This window comes from Paraburkholderia ferrariae NBRC 106233 (genome assembly GCF_000685035.1).
In the GTDB taxonomy this organism is placed as follows: Bacteria; Pseudomonadota; Gammaproteobacteria; order Burkholderiales; family Burkholderiaceae; genus Paraburkholderia; species Paraburkholderia ferrariae.
The window spans coordinates 268,546-284,880 of sequence record NZ_BAYB01000008.1 but is presented as its reverse complement, the minus strand read 5'-3'; the positions used below and the strand labels follow the sequence as shown (position 1 = coordinate 284,880).

Sequence of the window (16,335 nt, the reverse complement as noted above, 5' to 3'; positions counted from 1 at the left end):
GATTTTATCGAGCAGCGCTTTGCCGAAGCGGCGCTGCCGCTCGCGCCGTTCCCGAACTGACGAAAGCTACTGCAGACGGCGTGCCCCGGCGCCGGCGTGCACGGCATGGGCTGCCCGGTCGCAGGTGGGAAAATCGGCGGGCACGAGCGCAACGGTGTCCGACCCGGCTATCGAACGTTTGTCACGCGCATGGCTCAAAATTTCCGCGAAGACCGCGTAGAACACTTCCAGTTGCCGCGCGTCCGACGCTTTGCGCTCGAGTCCGAACACTTCCTCCAATACGCGGCGTGACACATGAAAGCGTTGAAACCCGTGGAAAATGCGAGCCTGAAACACCACGCCATCACTGTTGTGCGGCACTCCCGCCCAGATGAGCGAATGATTGCTCATAGAACCCCCGTCAATCCCGGCATGCATTTCACTATTGCCGTGCATTGATCGTCGCACATCTCGCCCGGATACCAGGATTTTTCAAAATTATGGCGAATGCCCATTTACATTTTTACAACGGCGGCCATATTGCAATGCAGCGAAATCCGGCTAGACTGGATTGGTGCGTTCGCGTCGGTGTGAGCGCAGTCGTGCCATGACGGGAGGATGCGCCATGACGACGTTAGAAGCCTTGGAGGTAAGCGCCGATCCGATCCTGCACGTATTCGAGCAGGACGGCGGCTGGCATTGGGGCATTACCGTTCCGCGTGCCGCGGGCGGCGGCTTCAGGCTGATTGCGTATAGCGAGCAGACGTTTTCGAAAGAAGAGGCGGCGCGCAACGACGGCAGCCAGGTGCTGCTGAGCCTCGCGCGCGCCGGTTCGAAGGAATTAACGCATCAGTAGAAAGGGTTGGTTTAACCCTTATTCAATCCGGGTTGAGGCGAAACGCCGGTTTCGTCGAAACCCGTCACCCCGGTAGATCACGACAGAGGCAATCCCGCTCAGCGCGAAGATGTCGATGCCGATGATGATGTAGCCGCGCGCCCATTTCCGTCGCCGTATCGAAACCAGGGCAGAACAACTGTGCGAGAAAGCCGCGGTTGGCGAGCAGCATGACAATAAGTTCACGTCAATGAGGCCGGAATGTCGAGCGCCTGCGCCTAATCTGGGAACGCAGCCGATCGAAAACCCATAGCGGCGGCTGCATCCGGTTTCATGACATGGAGGAAGACACATCATGAACGCAACGCTCAGGCGGCTGCTGCCGCTCGTCCTCATGGCGGGGAGTTCTCTCGCCTTCGCCTCCGGGCACCTCACGCGCGAAGAGTGCAACAGCTATCCCTTCAAGCCTGCGCACGGCCCGCTCACCCAGGCCGATGTCGCGCGGGAGATGGCGGAGCTGGAGTCGGTGGGATATCGCCCGGCCATCGACAATTACTCGCCCGACATCAGCGCCGCGCGCGACCGGCTGGGCGCCGAATATGCGCGGGACTGCATGCCGAGGCAGCACGCGGCCGGCGGGCCTTCGAACAACGGGTAGCGGCATCGCGATTTGGTGGCTTTGCAGCGCGCAGTTTGTTTTGGATTGCGAAATAACCAGAGGAGATTTTCACTGCGCTGCAGCAATCCCGGCACGGGCAAGGGCACGCGCTCGCCGACGTTGCGCTATGCTGGTTCCTTCGATACGACGCGGAGTGGAATCATGACACCCGACGAGCGAATCAACGGCATCAACCAGGCGCAAACGTACGACGATCTGCACGACGCCATGCGCGGTTTTCTCGACGAAGCCGAGGCGCGCTATCCGGCGCTTTCGCAAGCCGCTGCGCTGCGCGCGTGCATTGGCGGCGGTGCTTTTGCAGAGGGCCTGCAATGCCTGAAGGACTATCAGACGCTGACCGGCGACGCGTATCACGATGCGCATCGCGTGATCGAAGCCGCTGCCGTGAAGGCGGTGCAACTGGGCGGCGTGCCCCCACCGCCGTGAGCGTGCGGCGCACAGGGCGCGCGAGGCGCCAGCGTACAATGTGCGCTTCCGCAAGCACGAGCACCCGAAGCGTATGGAAATCAAATGGATCGAGGACTTCGTCGCCCTCGCTCAGTATCAGAGCTTTTCGCGCGCGGCGGAATTCCGCAACGTGACGCAATCGGGTTTTAGCCGGCGGATCCAGTCGCTCGAACAGTGGGTGGGCGCGGAGCTGATCGACCGCAGCAGCTTCCCGCCCGTGCTCACGCCTGCCGGCCAGCTCTTTCGCGAGGTGGCGGAAGACATCCTCAGCAAGCTCTTCGACACGCGCGCCATCATCCGCACCGAGCAGCGCATTGCGGGCAAGAGCCTGCAGATCGCCGCGGGCCATACGATCGCGCTGAACTTTCTGCCCGCATGGCTCAAGGCGCTCGCCGCCGACTTCGGCGAAGTGCGCGCGCGGGTCGTGCCGACGAACGTGCACGACTCGATCCTGATGCTCGTGAACGGCAATTGCGAGCTGATGTTCGCGTATCACCACCCGGAACTTCCGCTGCATCTCGACCCCGCGAAGTACGAGCACGTGCGCGTGGGGATCGATACGCTCATGCCGGCTAGCCGGCCCAATCCGCGCTCGGCGCCGCGGTTCCGGCTGCCGGGCACCGCGGCAGAGCCCCTGCCTCACATCTCGTACACGGAAACGAGCTACTTCGGCCGCTGCGTTTCGTTGCTGCTCGGCCGCGCGGCCACCACGCCCGCGCTGCGGCTCCACTACGAATCGGACATGGCGGAAGTGCTCAAGAAGCTGGTGATGGAAGGCGAGGGCATTGCGTGGCTGCCGAAGAGCGCGATTGCCGCGGAACTCGCTGCGGGCGAGCTCGTGCCGGCCGGCCCCAGCGGCTGGAACCTCGATGTCGAGCTGCGTGCGTATCGTGACGTCTCCAACCGCAGCGAATTCCTCGATACGCTCTGGCAGCACTTCCGTACCGCCGCGCCGGGCTGAGCGCCAGGGTTTTCCCGGCTTATGCGGGTTTCGCATACGCGCATACCGCACCGGCATCAACGTTTTTCTGTCCCTCTCTACCATCCGCTCTGACTTCGGCGCGATGCCCTTTACGGCGTCGCGTCCGGTTTCTTCGCGAGCATGGCGCCGCCATGCTGCCACCGGGTCATCGAACGGGCCACTGAAGGACGGACATGAAAAATCGCCTCACATTGAATATCGGCATCGGCATGCTGCTGGGCGTGGCCACGGGCTACGCGTGCCACACCGCCGCCGATCCTGCCACGCTGAAAGCCATCGCGGGCGACTTCTCGATCGTCACCGATATCTTCCTGCGGCTCATCAAGATGATCATCGCACCGCTTGTGTTCGTCACGCTCGTTTCGGGGCTTGCGGGCATGGACAGCGGGCAGGATGTGGGCCGCATTGGCCTGCGTTCGGTGGGCTGGTTCGTCGGTGCTTCGCTCGTTTCGCTCGCGCTCGGGCTGTTGCTGGCCAATGCGCTGCAGCCCGGCGCCGGGCTGCACATGGTGGCCGGCCCGGGCGAAACGGTGACCGGCTTGAACACAGCCGCGCTCAACGCGAGGGACGTGCTGACCCACGCATTTCCCACCAGCCTGCTCGACGCGATGGCGCGCAACGACATTCTGCAGATCCTGGTGTTCTCGGTGTTCTTCGGTCTGGCCCTCGGCGCACTCAAGCGCGACCCGCGCGTGGCCGTGGTCATTGCCGCGATCGACGGCATGGTGCCCGTGATGCTGCGCGTCACGCACTACGTCATGCGGGCTGCGCCGCTTGGCGTGTTCGGGGCGATCGCCTCGGCGGTCACGCTGCGCGGGCTCGACGTGCTGTACACGTACGGCAAGCTGATCGGTGCGTTTTATCTCGGGCTTGCGCTGTTGTGGGTCATTCTGATCGGCGTGGGCTATGCGTTCCTCGGCCGGCGTACGTTCGTACTGCTCAAGGCAGTGCGCGAACCTGCGATGATCGCGTTTTCCACGGCAAGCAGCGAAGCGGCTTATCCGCGCCTGACCGAGCAACTGGAGAAGTTCGGCGTTCCGAAAAAGGTGGTGGGCTTCACGCTGCCGCTTGGCTACGCGTTCAATCTGGACGGCTCGATGATGTACCAGGCGTTCGCCGCCATCTTCATCGCGCAGGCCTTTGGCGTGGACATGCCTGTTTCGCAGCAGATTTTCATGCTGCTCGTGCTGATGCTGAGCAGCAAGGGCATGGCGAGCGTGCCGCGCGGCTCCGTGGTGGTGGTGGCCGCCGTTGCGCCCATGTTCCATCTGCCGGCGGCCGGGGTGGCCATGGTGCTCGCCATCGACCAGATTCTCGACATGGGCCGTACCATGACCAACGTGATCGGCAACAGCGTGGCGACCGCCGTGATCGCGAAGTGGGAGGACGCACGCGAACCGGTGCAGGAGGAGGCCGGCGCAGCGGTTTTCGCCCAGGTTCCGGGCGAAGCGCAATGAATGGCCGGTACGACGGGGGCCGGCAGCGGCCAGGCGTGGTTGCCGGAATCGAACCGCTCGCCAGCTCCGAAGAAATGTTCGGATTGCTAAGGGAAGATTCGGGCAGGGACGGCAATGGTCAGGCGGAAGCGTTTTTCGCGGCGCCTGCGCTGCGTGCCCCCGCGTGCGATGCGGCGCCGTTGACGGCGCACAAACTCCGGATCTTCGATGCGATCCGCGTTTTCGAGCGACGCGGCGCGACGACGGTGCTGTTGCCGTGCTTCGCGAGCCACACGTTTATCGACGAACTGAGAGCGAATACGCGCTTGCCGATCGTCGATATGGTGGAGGCCGTGCGTGCGCATGTGCGCGAATTTTTTCCGGGCGTTCGCCGCATCGGCGTATTGGTTTCGGAGACGGTGCGCGCAAGCGGGTTGTTCGAGAGGTACTTCTCGATGCCCGAATTCGAGGTGATCCATGCGCGTTGCGAAGAGGGCGCCGGGCGTGCGACGCGGGCGCTGGCCTGCGCGCGCCTCGTCGAGCAAGGCGCGCAGGTTATCGTGCCCGGCGTGCGCGCGTTGAGCGCGGTGGACCGCGTGGACGGCAGGGATGAAAGCCGTGCGCTTTCCGTGCCGTTGATCGACGTGCCGCTCGTCTATGCACAGTACGCGTTGTCGGGCCGCTGCGAGCCTGCGTTACCGGCGTTCAAGGTCGGCGTGCTGGGTGGCGTGGGCCCGGCAGCCACTGTCGATTTTCTCCAGAAGATCGTGCGCAACACCCAGGCACAGCGCGATCAGGATCACATCAAGCTGCTGGTGGAGCAGAATCCGCAGATTCCCGACCGGACCGAAAACCTGATCGGCCACGGTGCCGATCCTACCGTCTCGCTCTACGCCACCTGCAAGCGGCTGGAGGAGGGCGGCGCAGACGTCATCGCCATTCCGTGCAATACGGCCCATGCGTTCGTGGAGCGCATTCAGCCCTACCTCGCGATTCCGATCGTCAACATGCTGAGCGTCACGGTGCGCTATCTGCGCGAGACGTTTCCGTCGCTGCGCGAGGTGGGCGTGCTGGCCACTTCGGGCACGATCGAGAGCGGCGTATACGGCAAGGCGCTCGAACGAGAGGGGCTGCGCCAGATCGTGCCGGAGCCGGCATTGCAGGCGCGCGTGATGGCGGCGATCTACGGGGTTCAGGGCGTCAAGGCGGGCCATACGACGGGGCCGTGCCAGGACGATGTCGCCGCCGCGCTGGAGGGCTTGATCGAGGCGGGCGTCGAGGCCGTGATACTGGGCTGCACCGAACTTCCCCTGCTGCTGCCGCAGGAGACGTTCGTCGGCAGACGGGCGCGCGTGAGGTTGATCGACCCGACCGATGTGCTCGCGCGGCAATGCGTTGCCCGTGCGACGGGTGCGCGGGGGTAGCGCGGCCGGGCTGCGCGTCTGGATCGCGCTTCTTTGCTAGAGTGCCGGGACGGCCACCGAGGTATGGCCAACCCGAAAACGATCCAACCCAAAAGCCACCGTGTCTGGAGACCGTAGATGACCACCCCGCTCGCGCGTCTGTCTCGCCTGATCCTGTACGTGCACGATGTGTCGTTGCTGAAGTCGTTTTATCAGACGCACTTCGGCTTTCCAGCGGTAGAGGAGATCGAAGGCGAATGGGCCGTGCTCGATGTGGGCGGCGTGGAGCTGGCGCTGCATCGCGTGGGCGAGGCGTATCGGTCGGCAACGCCACGCGGGCCGCATAGCAACGCGAAGCTGGTCTTTTCTATCGATACGGGGCTGGAGGCGCTGTGCCGGAGTTTGTCGTCTGCCGGGGTATCGATGCGCGAGCCCAAGCGCTATGAGGGGTTTCCGTATCTGCTATGCGATGGAGAGGACCCCGAAGGGAATGTGTTTCAGCTTTCCCATCGGGATTGACGCCTCCCGGACGCGCTACCCCGAAAGCCGCCTCCCCGTTTCTCCTCACGCATAGCGTGCCAGAAACATGTCGGCGGCCGCTTCTGCCACCTTCCTCTGTTCGTCCTCGTCAAGCGGCGCCTTGCCCATGGCCACCTGCGGCCAGAAGGCAAACGCCTTCACGAGCCCCTGCAACTGCTGCGAGGCGAACAGCGGGTCGTCGATGTTGAGCCTCCCGGCTGCCGTGGCTGCGCGGATCCAGACCGTCAAATCCTCCTCGCGCTCGCCCATGCGCGTCACCATGTCGTTCGCGCGCTCCGGCGCGTGCATGGCCGTCGCGATCGCCATGCGCGCCAGCGAGAGAAACGACGCGTCGTTCAGCAGGCGCAGCTTGCGCATCAGGAGTTCGACCAGTTGTGGGCGCAGGGGCTCGCCGGCGCGCCAGGGGGAGGTGTCCGTGGCGTGGCTCGCGTCCCAGAGCTGCAGCATGATCGCTTCGAACAGCGCTTCTTTGCTCGGGAAGTGGTTGTAGACCGTGCGCTTCGAGACGCACGCACGCGCCGCAATGCGGTCCATGCTGGTTGCCTCGAAGCCGGCCGCGAGAAATTCCTCGATGGCCGCTTCCACGATGGCGGCGCGCTTGCGGTCGGTCAGGCGTTGGGGGGCGGTGCTCGATTCCATATGCTGATTTTACACCGGGGAGTTTACTTTTCTCAAAAATACACTACACTGTGCAGTGTACTTATTCCGCCGGACTCCTTCCATGGTATCGCTGACCGATTATCTGCGCCGCACTTTGGGTCTTGTCACCGCCGAACGCTCGCGCGCCCGGTTCGGCGTTTCGCCGCAGCACGACGGCGCGCGCTTTCGCAACGTCAAGCCGCGCCCGGTCGAGCCGGCCGGCAACACCCTGCGCATTGCCTGGAACATGCTGTTCAACAAGCCGCGCGGCACGACGCCGGCGGCAACCCTGCCCATGGAGCGTCTCACGCGCGCCACGCTCGATGCCGCGCCGGACCGCAGCCTTTACCGGCTCGGCCATTCGACCCTACTGCTCAAACTGCGCGGCCAGTATTGGCTGACCGACCCCGTGTTCGCGGAGCGTGCCTCGCCGTTTCGCCATCTCGGCCCGAAGCGCTTTCACGCGCCGCCCATCGCGCTCGACGCGTTGCCGCCGCTGCGCGGCGTGATGCTTTCGCACGATCACTACGACCACCTGGACCGCGACACGGTGCGCGCGCTTGCCGCGACGACGGGCGTGTTCCTGACGCCGCTCGGCGTGGGCGACCGCCTGATCGAGTGGGGCGTCGATGCGGCCAAAGTGCATCAGTTCGACTGGTGGGAGGGCACGCAGATCGACGGCGTGTCGTTCACGGCCACGCCCGCGCAGCATTTTTCGGGGCGCAGCCTCTACGACGGCAACAGCACGCTGTGGGCGTCGTGGGTGATCGTCGAAGACGATCTGCGTTTGTTCTTCAGCGGCGATACGGGCTATTTCGACGGCTTTCGCGAGATCGGCGAGCGCTTTGGCCCGTTCGACGTGACGATGCTCGAAACGGGCGCCTACAACGAGCAATGGCCTTATGTGCATATGCAGCCTGAAGAGACCGTGCAGGCGCATGTCGATCTGCGCGGACGCTGGCTCATGCCGGTGCACAACGGCACGTTCGACCTCGCGATGCACCGCTGGCAGGAGCCGTTCGAGCGCGTGACGGAACTGGCCGCGGCGCGTGCGATCGACCTCGCGACGCCGCGCATGGGCGAGCGGCTGGATCTCGGCTCGCCGCGCCGGGGCGAGAGCTGGTGGCGCAACGTGGCCACGGCGGCCGAGGCACCGGCACGCGCCTGGATGTGCCGGCGCGCCGGGCGTTCCGCGCCCTGAGACGCGCAGCGTACGGCCGGCCGCGGCGCCGGATGAACGAGCGGCTCGGGTTGCAGGAGCGCGCGCAAGATGCGCGCCCCGGCTAAACCCAGTCGTCGGGCTGCGCGTCGCGCTCCGCGAGCGTCAGGCCGGTTGCCGGCAGCGGCAGCGCCGTCTTGTAGCGCACCTGCTTCAGTGCGAAGCTGGAGCGGATATTCGATACGCCCGGGATCTTCGTCAGCCATTGCACGATGAAACGCTCGAGGCTCTGCATGTCCGGCACGACCACGCGCAGCAGATAGTCTGCGTCGCCCGTCATCAGATAGCACTCCATCACTTCCGGGCGCTCGCCCACGGCCTGCTCGAAGCGGCGCAGCGCATCTTCCACCTGTTTTTCGAGGCTCACCTGAATAAACACGTTCAGGTGCAGACCGAGCGCATCCGCGTCGAGCAATGTCACCTGCTGGCGAAAGAGCCCGAGCTTTTCCAGTGCGCGCACGCGGTTGAAGCAGGGCGTGGGCGAGAGGTTCACGGCCCGTGCGAGTTCGGCATTGGTAATGCGCGCGTTCTGCTGGAGCTGCTGCAGGATCGCAATGTCGATGCGGTCCAGACGCCGCCCGGCGGGCTTTTCGGCGCTCATGGTGCAAATATTCCTTGAATGGGGAAAATTCCGGAATAAATACACTATACGAAAACGAGGCTGCCCGCAAAACAGACGCAAATTCTGCACACCCACAGGTAAGCTGATCCTGTCGTTCACACGCAGTTCACCTGGAGCCGGAGTCGCGTCATGACGGATTTGTCGAGCGGTACTCAATGGATGCGGGCCCATGAGCGGGCGGCCGAGGATAGCGATCCGCAGGAGACCGCCGAATGGCTCGACGCGCTCGACGGCGTGCTGCATCACGCCGGCACCGCGCGTGCGCAGTACCTGTTCGACCGGCTCGCGGCACAGGCGGGCGCGCGCGGAATCGCACCGGCACGCGCGAGCGTGACGCCTTATGCGAACACCCTGAGCGTGGCGCAGCAACCGCCGTATCCGGGCGACCTCGACATCGAAGAGCGGCTCTCCGCCGCGTTGCGCTGGAACGCACTTGCCATGGTGGTGCGCGCGAATCGCGCCTACGGCGAACTGGGCGGCCACATTGCGAGCTACGCCTCCGCCGCCGATCTGTTCGAAGTGGGCTTCAATCACTTCTTTCGCGGCGCGCAGCACGAGCATGGCGGCGATCTCGTGTATTTCCAGCCGCATTCGTCGCCCGGCGTCTATGCGCGTGCCTTTCTCGAAGGCTTTCTCGACGAAACGCACCTCGAACATTACCGGCGCGAGATCGGTGGCCCGGGCTTGTGTTCGTATCCGCATCCGTGGCTCATGCCGGACTTCTGGCAGTTTCCCACCGGCTCCATGGGCATCGGTCCCATCAACGCGATTTACCAGGCGCGCTTCATGCGCTACCTGGGCAATCGCGGCCTGCTCGAAACGAAAGCGCGCAAGGTGTGGGGCTTCTTCGGCGACGGCGAGATGGACGAACCCGAATCGATCGGGGCGCTCTCGCTCGCGGCGCGCGAGGGGCTCGACAATCTGGTGTTCGTGATCAACTGCAACCTGCAGCGGCTCGACGGTCCGGTGCGCAGCAACGGCCGCATCGTCGACGAACTCGAAGCCCAGTTCGCGGGCGCGGGCTGGAACGTCATCAAGGTGCTGTGGGGTTCGGACTGGGACGCGCTGTTCGCCCGCGATCGCACGGGCGCGCTCCTGCGCGCCTTCGCGAACACCGTGGACGGCCAGTTCCAGACCTTCTCCGCCAATGACGGCGCGTACAACCGCGAGCGCTTCTTCGGCCAGAGCCCGGAACTGGCGGCGCTCGCCGCGTCGCTCTCGAACGACGACATCGACCGTCTGCGCCGCGGCGGCCACGACGTGCGCAAACTGCACGCGGCTTACGACGCGGCAATGCGGCACACGGGCCAGCCGACCGTTGTTCTCGCGAAGACGATGAAGGGCTTCGGCATGGGCTCGATCGGCCAGGGGCGCATGACGACGCATCAACAGAAGAAGCTGGACGTGGAGCAGCTCAAGGCCTTCCGCGACCGCTTCCGGCTGCCGCTCTCCGACGAGGATGTCGAGCAGCTCGAATTCTACCAACCTGCGCAGAACAGCCCGGAAATGCAATACCTGCATGCACGCCGGGCTGCCCTGGGAGGCTATCTGCCCAGAAGGCGGAGAGCGGCATCGCAGGCGCCTGCCGTGCCGGCGATGCCCGCCTGGGGGCAATTCGCGCTGCAGGCCGGGGACAAGGAGATGTCCACGACCATGGCCGTCGTGCGCATGCTCGGCAATCTGCTCAAGGACGCTGCGCTGGGGCCGCGCATCGTGCCCATCGTGGCGGACGAGGCGCGCACGTTCGGCATGGCTAATCTGTTTCGTCAGGTCGGCATCTATTCGCCGATTGGTCAGTTGTACGAACCAGAGGATCGCGGTTCGATGCTGTACTACCGCGAGGATACGACGGGGCAGATTCTCGAAGAGGGGATTTCGGAGGCGGGCGCCATCTCCTCGTGGATCGCGGCGGCGACCGCGTACAGCGTCCACGACCTGACGATGGTGCCGTTCTATCTCTACTACTCGATGTTCGGCTTTCAGCGCATCGGCGACCTGATCTGGGCCGCGGCGGACCAGCGCGCCCGCGGCTTTCTGATCGGGGCAACGGCGGGGCGCACCACGCTCGGCGGCGAAGGGCTTCAGCACCAGGACGGCACGAGCCATCTGGGCGCATCGACGGTGCCGAACTGCCGTGCCTACGATCCCGCGTTTGCCTACGAGGCGGCGATCATCGTCGACGAAGGCATGCACGAGATGATCGAGCGGCAACGAGACGTGTTTTATTACCTCACCGTCACGAACGAGAACTACGCGCAGCCTTCCGTGCCCGCGGGGGCCGGCGGCGATTTTGCGGCGATTCGCGAAGGCGTGCTGAAGGGCATGTATGCGCTCGACGGCGTGGCGCCCGCGGCGGCGCAGGTCCAGTTGCTGGGTGCGGGCGCGATTCTGGGCGAGGTGCGGGAGGCGGCGCGCCTCCTCAAGCACGACTGGAATATCGACGCGGCCGTGTGGAGCGTGACGAGCTTCACCGAACTGCACCGCGACGGTATTGCGGCCGAACGCGCTGCGCGCCTGAGCGCAGATCCAGGTGAGGGCGAGGTCTCGGCCTACGTCAGCCAGGCGCTCTGCGCCGCACGCGGGCCGGTGGTGGCGGCCAGCGACTATGTGCGCGCGGTGCCGGAACTGATACGCGCATTCGTGCCGCAGCGCTACGTGACGCTCGGCACGGACGGCTTCGGCCGCAGCGATACCCGGGCGGCGTTGCGGGCCTTCTTCGAAGTGGACCGGGTGTCGATCGCGCTGGCGGCGCTCAAGGCACTGGCGGACGAAGGGGCAATCGGGCGCGACGTCGTGCGTGCCGCGATGACTCGCTACGAAAGGCAGACGCCCCATCCGCAGGGGCCGTGGGAGCGCTGACACCCCGCTGCGGCAGGCTTGCCGGCGCGCGTCATTGACGGCCCGCCGGCGAGCGAGTACTGTTCGAGGCCACGTCCGGCCGGGCAACGCGCCGGCTGGACGTAGTGCCTGATTTTGCACAGAGGCGAGCCGGCGCCGGCAGCACCGCAATCGAACCGTACCCCCGATGAGTCATCCCCTTCGCTTTGCCTGTACGCAGTGTGGAAAATGTTGTCACGACCTGCGGCTTCCGCTGAGTGTGGACGAAGCGATCATCTGGCTTCGCGATGGCGGCGAGGTGAAGCTCTTCTGCGAAGCGATACCGTGGCCGGATGAGCCGGCGCCCGACAATCTTCAGGCGAGGCACAAGAAAGGGCGCTCGTTTCCGGCGCAGAGCGGCGAGTTGCCGGTGCGCATCGTGGCCACGCTGGTCGCTTCGTTCGACGGCCCCTGTCCCCATCTGCAAGCCGATCTGCGCTGCGGCGCCTACGAGCGTCGGCCGCGGACATGCCGCATCTACCCGGCCGAGGCCAATCCGTTCATCGCCTTGAATCCCGCGGGCAAGCTGTGCCCTCCGGAGGCGTGGGGGGCGGACAAGCCGGTTTTCCTCATCGGCGAGACGCTTGCCGATGCCGGATTGGCCCGCACCATTGCGCAATCGAGAGAGTGGGACGTGAAAGACCTGGGCGCGAAGGCACAGGTCTGTGCCGCGCTGTCCATCTCGACCGCTGCGCTTGCTAACGAGGGATACGCGATTCATTCCCCGCCTGGGGAGAAGTTGCTGGATGCGTTGACCGCTGCGCGCGTAGCGTCCCGCGAAAGCGCAGCGGGTTACGCAGAACCGGTGGAGTGGGGCCTCGTCAGCAATCGTTCGGCGACCCGTGCCGTGCTCGGCGAGATCGGCGCACGCGTCGTACCGGAGTTCTCGGACATCTCGGGCATCTCGGGCATCTCGGGCGCCATGGAGTATTTGCCGTTCTACGCGGCCGATTGAACCGGCATCGGCGTGCGTCCGTTGTATCTTCCGCTCCGTATATGAAGGCATTGCTGCCCAACCCTGCGCGCCGCGCCGATGCCACGCGTCGGCACACCCGAGGCTGACGATGCTATATTCGTCGGAATTCCTGACTATGGGCTCCCCACGCCCCATTCCCCGCATGAGCGATTCGTCCGGCGGAGTCCACGAAGACGATGCGGTTGCGCCTGGACGCGGCGCCTCGCGCGCCGAAGCGCTCGACGCCGTCCGGCGCGCGCGCCTGAACGAACTACTCGAGGCGACGGCCCGCGGCGATCAGGCGGCCTTCGCCGAACTCTACCGCCTGACCTCCCGCCACCTGTTCGCGGTGATCGTGCGCATGGTTCAAGACCGCGGCGAAGCGGAGGACCTGCTTCAGGAGGTTTTCACGACCGCCTGGCGGCGCGCCGACCGCTTCGATGCCGCACGCGGCGGCGCGATGACCTGGCTCGTCACGCTCGCGCGCAACCGGTCCATCGACCGCCTGCGTCAGCACCGCGAGTCGCAACTCGACGACCCGGTTGCCGACGCCCTGCCGGACGACAGCCCCACGCCCGCCGCGCTGGTCGAAGCCAGCGAGGAAAGGCAGCGGCTCGAACGTTGCCTGAAGCAACTGGAGCACACGCAGCGCGGCGCGGTGCGCGAAGCGTTTTTCAGCGGCGCCACCTACAGCGAACTGGCCGAGCGCATGAGCGTGCCGCTCGGCACGCTGAAAAGCTGGATACGCCGCAGTCTCATGCAACTCAAAACGTGTCTTGAACGATGAGCACGCCTGCCGACCGCGATCCCGAACTGAGCGGCGCCGAATATGCGCTCGGCGTCCTGGACGCGCACGAGCGTCGTGCGGTGGAGCGCGCGGCCGAAGCCGATCCCGTGCTGCGCGCCGCAATCGAGCGCTGGCAGGACCGCCTCGCGCCGCTCGCCGGGGATCTTCGTCCGCTGGCGGTGCCGGCGCGCGTGTGGACGCGCATCGAGCGCGACCTCGGTTTCCTGCCTGCGCGCGACACGCCGCCGCCCGCGGCGCTCGCGTGGTGGAGCAACCTGCGCCTGTGGCGCGTGGTAGGCGTAGGCGCGAGCATGGCGGCCGTCGCGCTCGCGATCGTCAACGTCGTCGTGCTGCGGGAGGCGCGTGGTCCCGCGCCGGCCACGCCGGTGGCGCTGGCACCGGCCGGCACCTACATGGTGGCGACGCTCGCGCGCCCGGATGGCGTCGCGCACTGGACGGCGACCGTCGATCTCCGGCGCAGCGAAATGGTCATCGTGCCCGCCGTGAAGCCGGCGATCCGCGCAGACCGCGCGACCGAACTCTGGCTGATCCCGCCCGGCGAAAAGCCCATCGCGCTCGGTGTTTTCCCCGCCGATGCGCCCGCCCGCATGAGCCTGCCTCCCGCCGTCGTCGCGCAATTGAGCGCGCGCGCGGTGCTGGCGGTCTCGATCGAACCGCCCGGCGGCTCGCCCACGGGCCAGCCGACCGGCCCGGTCGTCGCGACGGGACCGATGCACGCAACGGCCTGAGGTCTCGCGGGCACCCGGCAGCGAAGATCGCCTCGACGCGGCGCCCGGTTGGCGGGCGATCCCGTATCCGGCTGCATCCGTTTTGACCTCTCGCTCGTAATTACCGGCATTAGTCTCCGCACGGAGCCCCACGGAGCCCATATGCCGGCCGTCCCTGCTGTCGCGCTCGCCTTTGCTGCGCTCGTTATCGCGTTCGCCGCCGTCTGGCTCGTCCAGCGACGCACGGGCAACGCGGGCATGATCGACCCGGTCTGGGCGCTGACGCTCGGCGGCGTCGCGGTGTTTGCCGCCGCGGTCGGCCCCGGCGCGCCGTTGAACCGGTTGGCGGTGGCGCTGGGCGGCGGTGCGTGGGGGCTGCGCCTCGGCGTCCATTTGTGGCGCCGCAATTGCCGCGGCCCGGAAGACGCGCGCTACGCCGCGCTGCGCGAGCGCTGGGGCGAGGCCGCACCGCGCCGGATGCTCGGCTTTTTCATGCTGCAGGCGGTGATCTCGATCGTACTGTCGATCGCTTTCTTCGTGCCCGCCTGGCAGCCGCAAACGCCCGCCATTCCGGCCATCGTCGGCGCGCTGGGGATCGGCTTCGCGGCGCTTGCGGGCGAAGCCGCCGCCGACCGCGCACTGCGCAGCCATCTTGCCGATCCCGCCAACCGCGGGCTCGTCTGCACGCGCGGCTGGTGGCGCTACTCGCGTCATCCGAACTACTTCTTCGAAACCCTGCACTGGTGCGCCTACACCGTCTGGTCGGCCGGCCAGCCGTGGGGGTGGCTCACGCTTGTGCCGCCGTGCGCGATGGCGTGGCTCCTGCTCAAGCTGTCCGGCGTGCCGCTGCTCGAAGCGCGGCTCGTCCACACGCGCGCCGGCTACCGCGAATACATGGCGACCACGAGCGCGTTCGTGCCGTGGCCCGTGCGGCGCGCCGCCGCCTCGCCGCCGGGCGGCCTCCCGCGCCGCCATGGCGACGCCGCACAAGAGCGAGACGAATCCCAGGACCGCCCATGAGGAGCCCGCGACCATGACCGCCGCCACCACCGCCACCACCCACCCGCACGACGCGCCGCAGTACGTCGCGCCCGCCTGCGCCTACGACACCCACGCCGCGATCCGCTGGTGCGAGCGCGGCTGGCTGCCGGACTGGCTGATCCGCATGGGCATGCGCAGGCTCATGCGGCGCCGGCTTGCCGACGAGCATGCGCACGACGGCACGCGCCGCGCCGAGGCGCTCGAAACGCTGATCGACGAGTTGCGCGCGAGCCCCATCGCGATCGAAACGCAGGCCGCCAACGCCCAGCACTACGAGATTCCGGACGCATTCTTCGCGGCACACCTGGGGCCGCGCCTGAAGTACTCATGCGGCTACTACCCGAGCGGCGACGAAACGCTCGCGCAGGCCGAAGAAGCCATGCTGGCGCTCTATGCGAGCCGCGCGGAGATCGCCGACGGTCAGCGCATTCTCGACCTCGGTTGCGGCTGGGGCGCGCTCACGCTGTGGCTTGCGCAGCGCTATCCGCGCGCGCAGATCGTCGGCCTCTCGAACTCGCACGGGCAGCGCGCGGCCATCGAGCGCCGGGCCGCGGAACAGGGCCTCGCGAACGTCCGCATCGTGACCGGCGACGTGGCGGCGTTCGAATTCGCGCCGCACGAAGCCGCTTTCGACCGCGTGCTCTCGATCGAGATGTTCGAGCACATGAAGCACTACGGGCTCCTGCTCGAGAAAATCTCGCGCTGGCTCGCCGACGATGGCCGGCTGTTCGTCCATCTCTTTGCGCACCGCCTGCTCGCCTATCACTTCGACGTGCGCGACGGCAGCGACTGGATGTCCCGCCACTTCTTCACGGGCGGCACGATGCCCTCCGCGAATCTGCTGCTGCGCTTTCAGGACGATCTCTACGTGACGCACCAATGGTGGATCGACGGCACGCACTACGCGCGCACCGCGAACCAGTGGCTCGCCGCGCTCGATGCCGCGCGCGCTCATGCGCAGCCGCTCCTCGCGGCAAGCGGCGACGCGCGCCTCGCGTTCCAGCGTTGGCGCATGTTCTACATGGCGGTGGCGGAGCTGTTCGGCTATGGCCACGGCCAGGAATGGGGCGTCGCGCATTACCTGCTGCGCAAGCGCGCAGCGCGCCGCGCGGACGCACGTTTTCGTGCCTGAGACACCGCCATTCGCCTGCACAACGACAACGCAC

Annotated in this window: 17 protein-coding genes; 14 read left to right on the top strand and 3 right to left on the bottom strand. The window is 66.4% G+C overall.

Annotation, left to right across the window (positions count from 1 at the left end; genetic code table 11):
* Window positions 1-66: 66 nt before the first annotated feature.
* Window positions 67-390 (bottom strand): hypothetical protein, encoded by a 324-nt coding sequence (locus tag BFE01S_RS10085; protein WP_028225378.1) that lies wholly within the window; start codon window positions 388-390, stop codon window positions 67-69.
* Window positions 391-604: 214 nt separating this feature from the next.
* On the opposite strand from BFE01S_RS10085, the gene BFE01S_RS10080 reads away from it, so the two are divergent.
* The 7 genes from BFE01S_RS10080 to BFE01S_RS10050 all read left to right on the top strand — a co-directional run bounded on the left by BFE01S_RS10080 (window position 605) and on the right by BFE01S_RS10050 (window position 6,280).
* On the top strand, window positions 605-835 hold the full coding sequence (locus BFE01S_RS10080) for a hypothetical protein (protein WP_042337418.1): 231 nt from the start codon (window positions 605-607) through the stop codon (window positions 833-835).
* 334 nt (window positions 836-1,169) lie between these two features.
* Entirely contained in the window at window positions 1,170-1,472 is a 303-nt protein-coding gene (locus BFE01S_RS10075; protein WP_042337417.1) for a DUF4148 domain-containing protein, read from the top strand.
* A 162-nt stretch (window positions 1,473-1,634) separates the two neighbouring features.
* A complete protein-coding gene (locus BFE01S_RS10070) occupies window positions 1,635-1,919 on the top strand; it encodes a hypothetical protein (RefSeq protein ID WP_028225375.1) in 285 nt (94 codons plus the stop codon).
* A gap of 73 nt (window positions 1,920-1,992) precedes the next feature.
* The gene (locus tag BFE01S_RS10065; RefSeq protein WP_028225374.1) at window positions 1,993-2,901 is read left to right on the top strand and encodes a LysR substrate-binding domain-containing protein; all 909 of its coding nucleotides are present in this window, start codon (window positions 1,993-1,995) and stop codon (window positions 2,899-2,901) included.
* Window positions 2,902-3,095: 194 nt separating this feature from the next.
* A complete protein-coding gene (locus tag BFE01S_RS10060) occupies window positions 3,096-4,379 on the top strand; it encodes a dicarboxylate/amino acid:cation symporter (RefSeq protein ID WP_028225373.1) in 1,284 nt (427 codons plus the stop codon).
* The gene (gene cuyB, locus BFE01S_RS10055; RefSeq protein WP_028225372.1) at window positions 4,376-5,782 is read left to right on the top strand and encodes a cysteate racemase; all 1,407 of its coding nucleotides are present in this window, start codon (window positions 4,376-4,378) and stop codon (window positions 5,780-5,782) included. Before BFE01S_RS10060 ends, cuyB begins: the two co-directional genes overlap by 4 nt.
* Window positions 5,783-5,899: 117 nt before the next feature.
* A complete protein-coding gene (locus BFE01S_RS10050; protein ID WP_042337416.1) occupies window positions 5,900-6,280 on the top strand; it encodes a VOC family protein in 381 nt (126 codons plus the stop codon).
* Window positions 6,281-6,325: 45 nt separating this feature from the next.
* Here BFE01S_RS10050 and BFE01S_RS10045 read toward each other — a convergent pair whose 3' ends face one another.
* Window positions 6,326-6,940, bottom strand: coding sequence for a TetR/AcrR family transcriptional regulator (locus BFE01S_RS10045; RefSeq protein ID WP_028225370.1), 615 nt, complete (start codon window positions 6,938-6,940; stop codon window positions 6,326-6,328).
* A gap of 82 nt (window positions 6,941-7,022) precedes the next feature.
* On the opposite strand from BFE01S_RS10045, the gene BFE01S_RS10040 reads away from it, so the two are divergent.
* A complete protein-coding gene (locus BFE01S_RS10040) occupies window positions 7,023-8,141 on the top strand; it encodes an MBL fold metallo-hydrolase (protein ID WP_028225369.1) in 1,119 nt (372 codons plus the stop codon).
* 82 nt (window positions 8,142-8,223) lie between these two features.
* On the opposite strand, the gene BFE01S_RS10035 is transcribed toward BFE01S_RS10040, so the two are convergent.
* Window positions 8,224-8,760, bottom strand: coding sequence for an Lrp/AsnC family transcriptional regulator (locus BFE01S_RS10035; protein ID WP_028225368.1), 537 nt, complete (start codon window positions 8,758-8,760; stop codon window positions 8,224-8,226).
* Window positions 8,761-8,910: 150 nt separating this feature from the next.
* Here BFE01S_RS10035 and mdeB point away from each other — a divergent pair, with 150 nt between their 5' ends.
* From mdeB to BFE01S_RS38135, 6 genes are all read left to right on the top strand, one after another.
* On the top strand, window positions 8,911-11,640 hold the full coding sequence (gene mdeB, locus BFE01S_RS10030) for an alpha-ketoglutarate dehydrogenase (RefSeq protein ID WP_028225367.1): 2,730 nt from the start codon (window positions 8,911-8,913) through the stop codon (window positions 11,638-11,640).
* Between the two features lie 166 nt (window positions 11,641-11,806).
* On the top strand, window positions 11,807-12,613 hold the full coding sequence (locus BFE01S_RS38145; RefSeq protein ID WP_084169693.1) for a YkgJ family cysteine cluster protein: 807 nt from the start codon (window positions 11,807-11,809) through the stop codon (window positions 12,611-12,613).
* Between the two features lie 163 nt (window positions 12,614-12,776).
* Window positions 12,777-13,400, top strand: coding sequence for a sigma-70 family RNA polymerase sigma factor (locus tag BFE01S_RS10020; protein WP_028225366.1), 624 nt, complete (start codon window positions 12,777-12,779; stop codon window positions 13,398-13,400).
* Window positions 13,397-14,149 (top strand): anti-sigma factor, encoded by a 753-nt coding sequence (locus tag BFE01S_RS10015; protein ID WP_028225365.1) that lies wholly within the window; start codon window positions 13,397-13,399, stop codon window positions 14,147-14,149. Before BFE01S_RS10020 ends, BFE01S_RS10015 begins: the two co-directional genes overlap by 4 nt.
* Before the next feature lie 141 nt (window positions 14,150-14,290).
* Entirely contained in the window at window positions 14,291-15,148 is an 858-nt protein-coding gene (locus tag BFE01S_RS38140) for a DUF1295 domain-containing protein (protein ID WP_042337415.1), read from the top strand.
* A gap of 13 nt (window positions 15,149-15,161) precedes the next feature.
* Entirely contained in the window at window positions 15,162-16,301 is a 1,140-nt protein-coding gene (locus BFE01S_RS38135) for an SAM-dependent methyltransferase (protein ID WP_084169691.1), read from the top strand.
* The last annotated feature ends 34 nt before the right edge of the window (window positions 16,302-16,335 follow it).

Coding starts and splice junctions, on each gene's coding strand:
- BFE01S_RS10085 (WP_028225378.1), bottom strand. CDS start 390: ATGAGCAATCATTCGCTCATCTGGGCGGGAGTGCCGCACAACAGTGAT.
- BFE01S_RS10080 (WP_042337418.1), top strand. CDS start 605: ATGACGACGTTAGAAGCCTTGGAGGTAAGCGCCGATCCGATCCTGCAC.
- BFE01S_RS10075 (WP_042337417.1), top strand. CDS start 1,170: ATGAACGCAACGCTCAGGCGGCTGCTGCCGCTCGTCCTCATGGCGGGG.
- BFE01S_RS10070 (WP_028225375.1), top strand. CDS start 1,635: ATGACACCCGACGAGCGAATCAACGGCATCAACCAGGCGCAAACGTAC.
- BFE01S_RS10065 (WP_028225374.1), top strand. CDS start 1,993: ATGGAAATCAAATGGATCGAGGACTTCGTCGCCCTCGCTCAGTATCAG.
- BFE01S_RS10060 (WP_028225373.1), top strand. CDS start 3,096: ATGAAAAATCGCCTCACATTGAATATCGGCATCGGCATGCTGCTGGGC.
- cuyB (WP_028225372.1), top strand. CDS start 4,376: ATGAATGGCCGGTACGACGGGGGCCGGCAGCGGCCAGGCGTGGTTGCC.
- BFE01S_RS10050 (WP_042337416.1), top strand. CDS start 5,900: ATGACCACCCCGCTCGCGCGTCTGTCTCGCCTGATCCTGTACGTGCAC.
- BFE01S_RS10045 (WP_028225370.1), bottom strand. CDS start 6,940: ATGGAATCGAGCACCGCCCCCCAACGCCTGACCGACCGCAAGCGCGCC.
- BFE01S_RS10040 (WP_028225369.1), top strand. CDS start 7,023: ATGGTATCGCTGACCGATTATCTGCGCCGCACTTTGGGTCTTGTCACC.
- BFE01S_RS10035 (WP_028225368.1), bottom strand. CDS start 8,760: ATGAGCGCCGAAAAGCCCGCCGGGCGGCGTCTGGACCGCATCGACATT.
- mdeB (WP_028225367.1), top strand. CDS start 8,911: ATGACGGATTTGTCGAGCGGTACTCAATGGATGCGGGCCCATGAGCGG.
- BFE01S_RS38145 (WP_084169693.1), top strand. CDS start 11,807: ATGAGTCATCCCCTTCGCTTTGCCTGTACGCAGTGTGGAAAATGTTGT.
- BFE01S_RS10020 (WP_028225366.1), top strand. CDS start 12,777: ATGAGCGATTCGTCCGGCGGAGTCCACGAAGACGATGCGGTTGCGCCT.
- BFE01S_RS10015 (WP_028225365.1), top strand. CDS start 13,397: ATGAGCACGCCTGCCGACCGCGATCCCGAACTGAGCGGCGCCGAATAT.
- BFE01S_RS38140 (WP_042337415.1), top strand. CDS start 14,291: ATGCCGGCCGTCCCTGCTGTCGCGCTCGCCTTTGCTGCGCTCGTTATC.
- BFE01S_RS38135 (WP_084169691.1), top strand. CDS start 15,162: ATGACCGCCGCCACCACCGCCACCACCCACCCGCACGACGCGCCGCAG.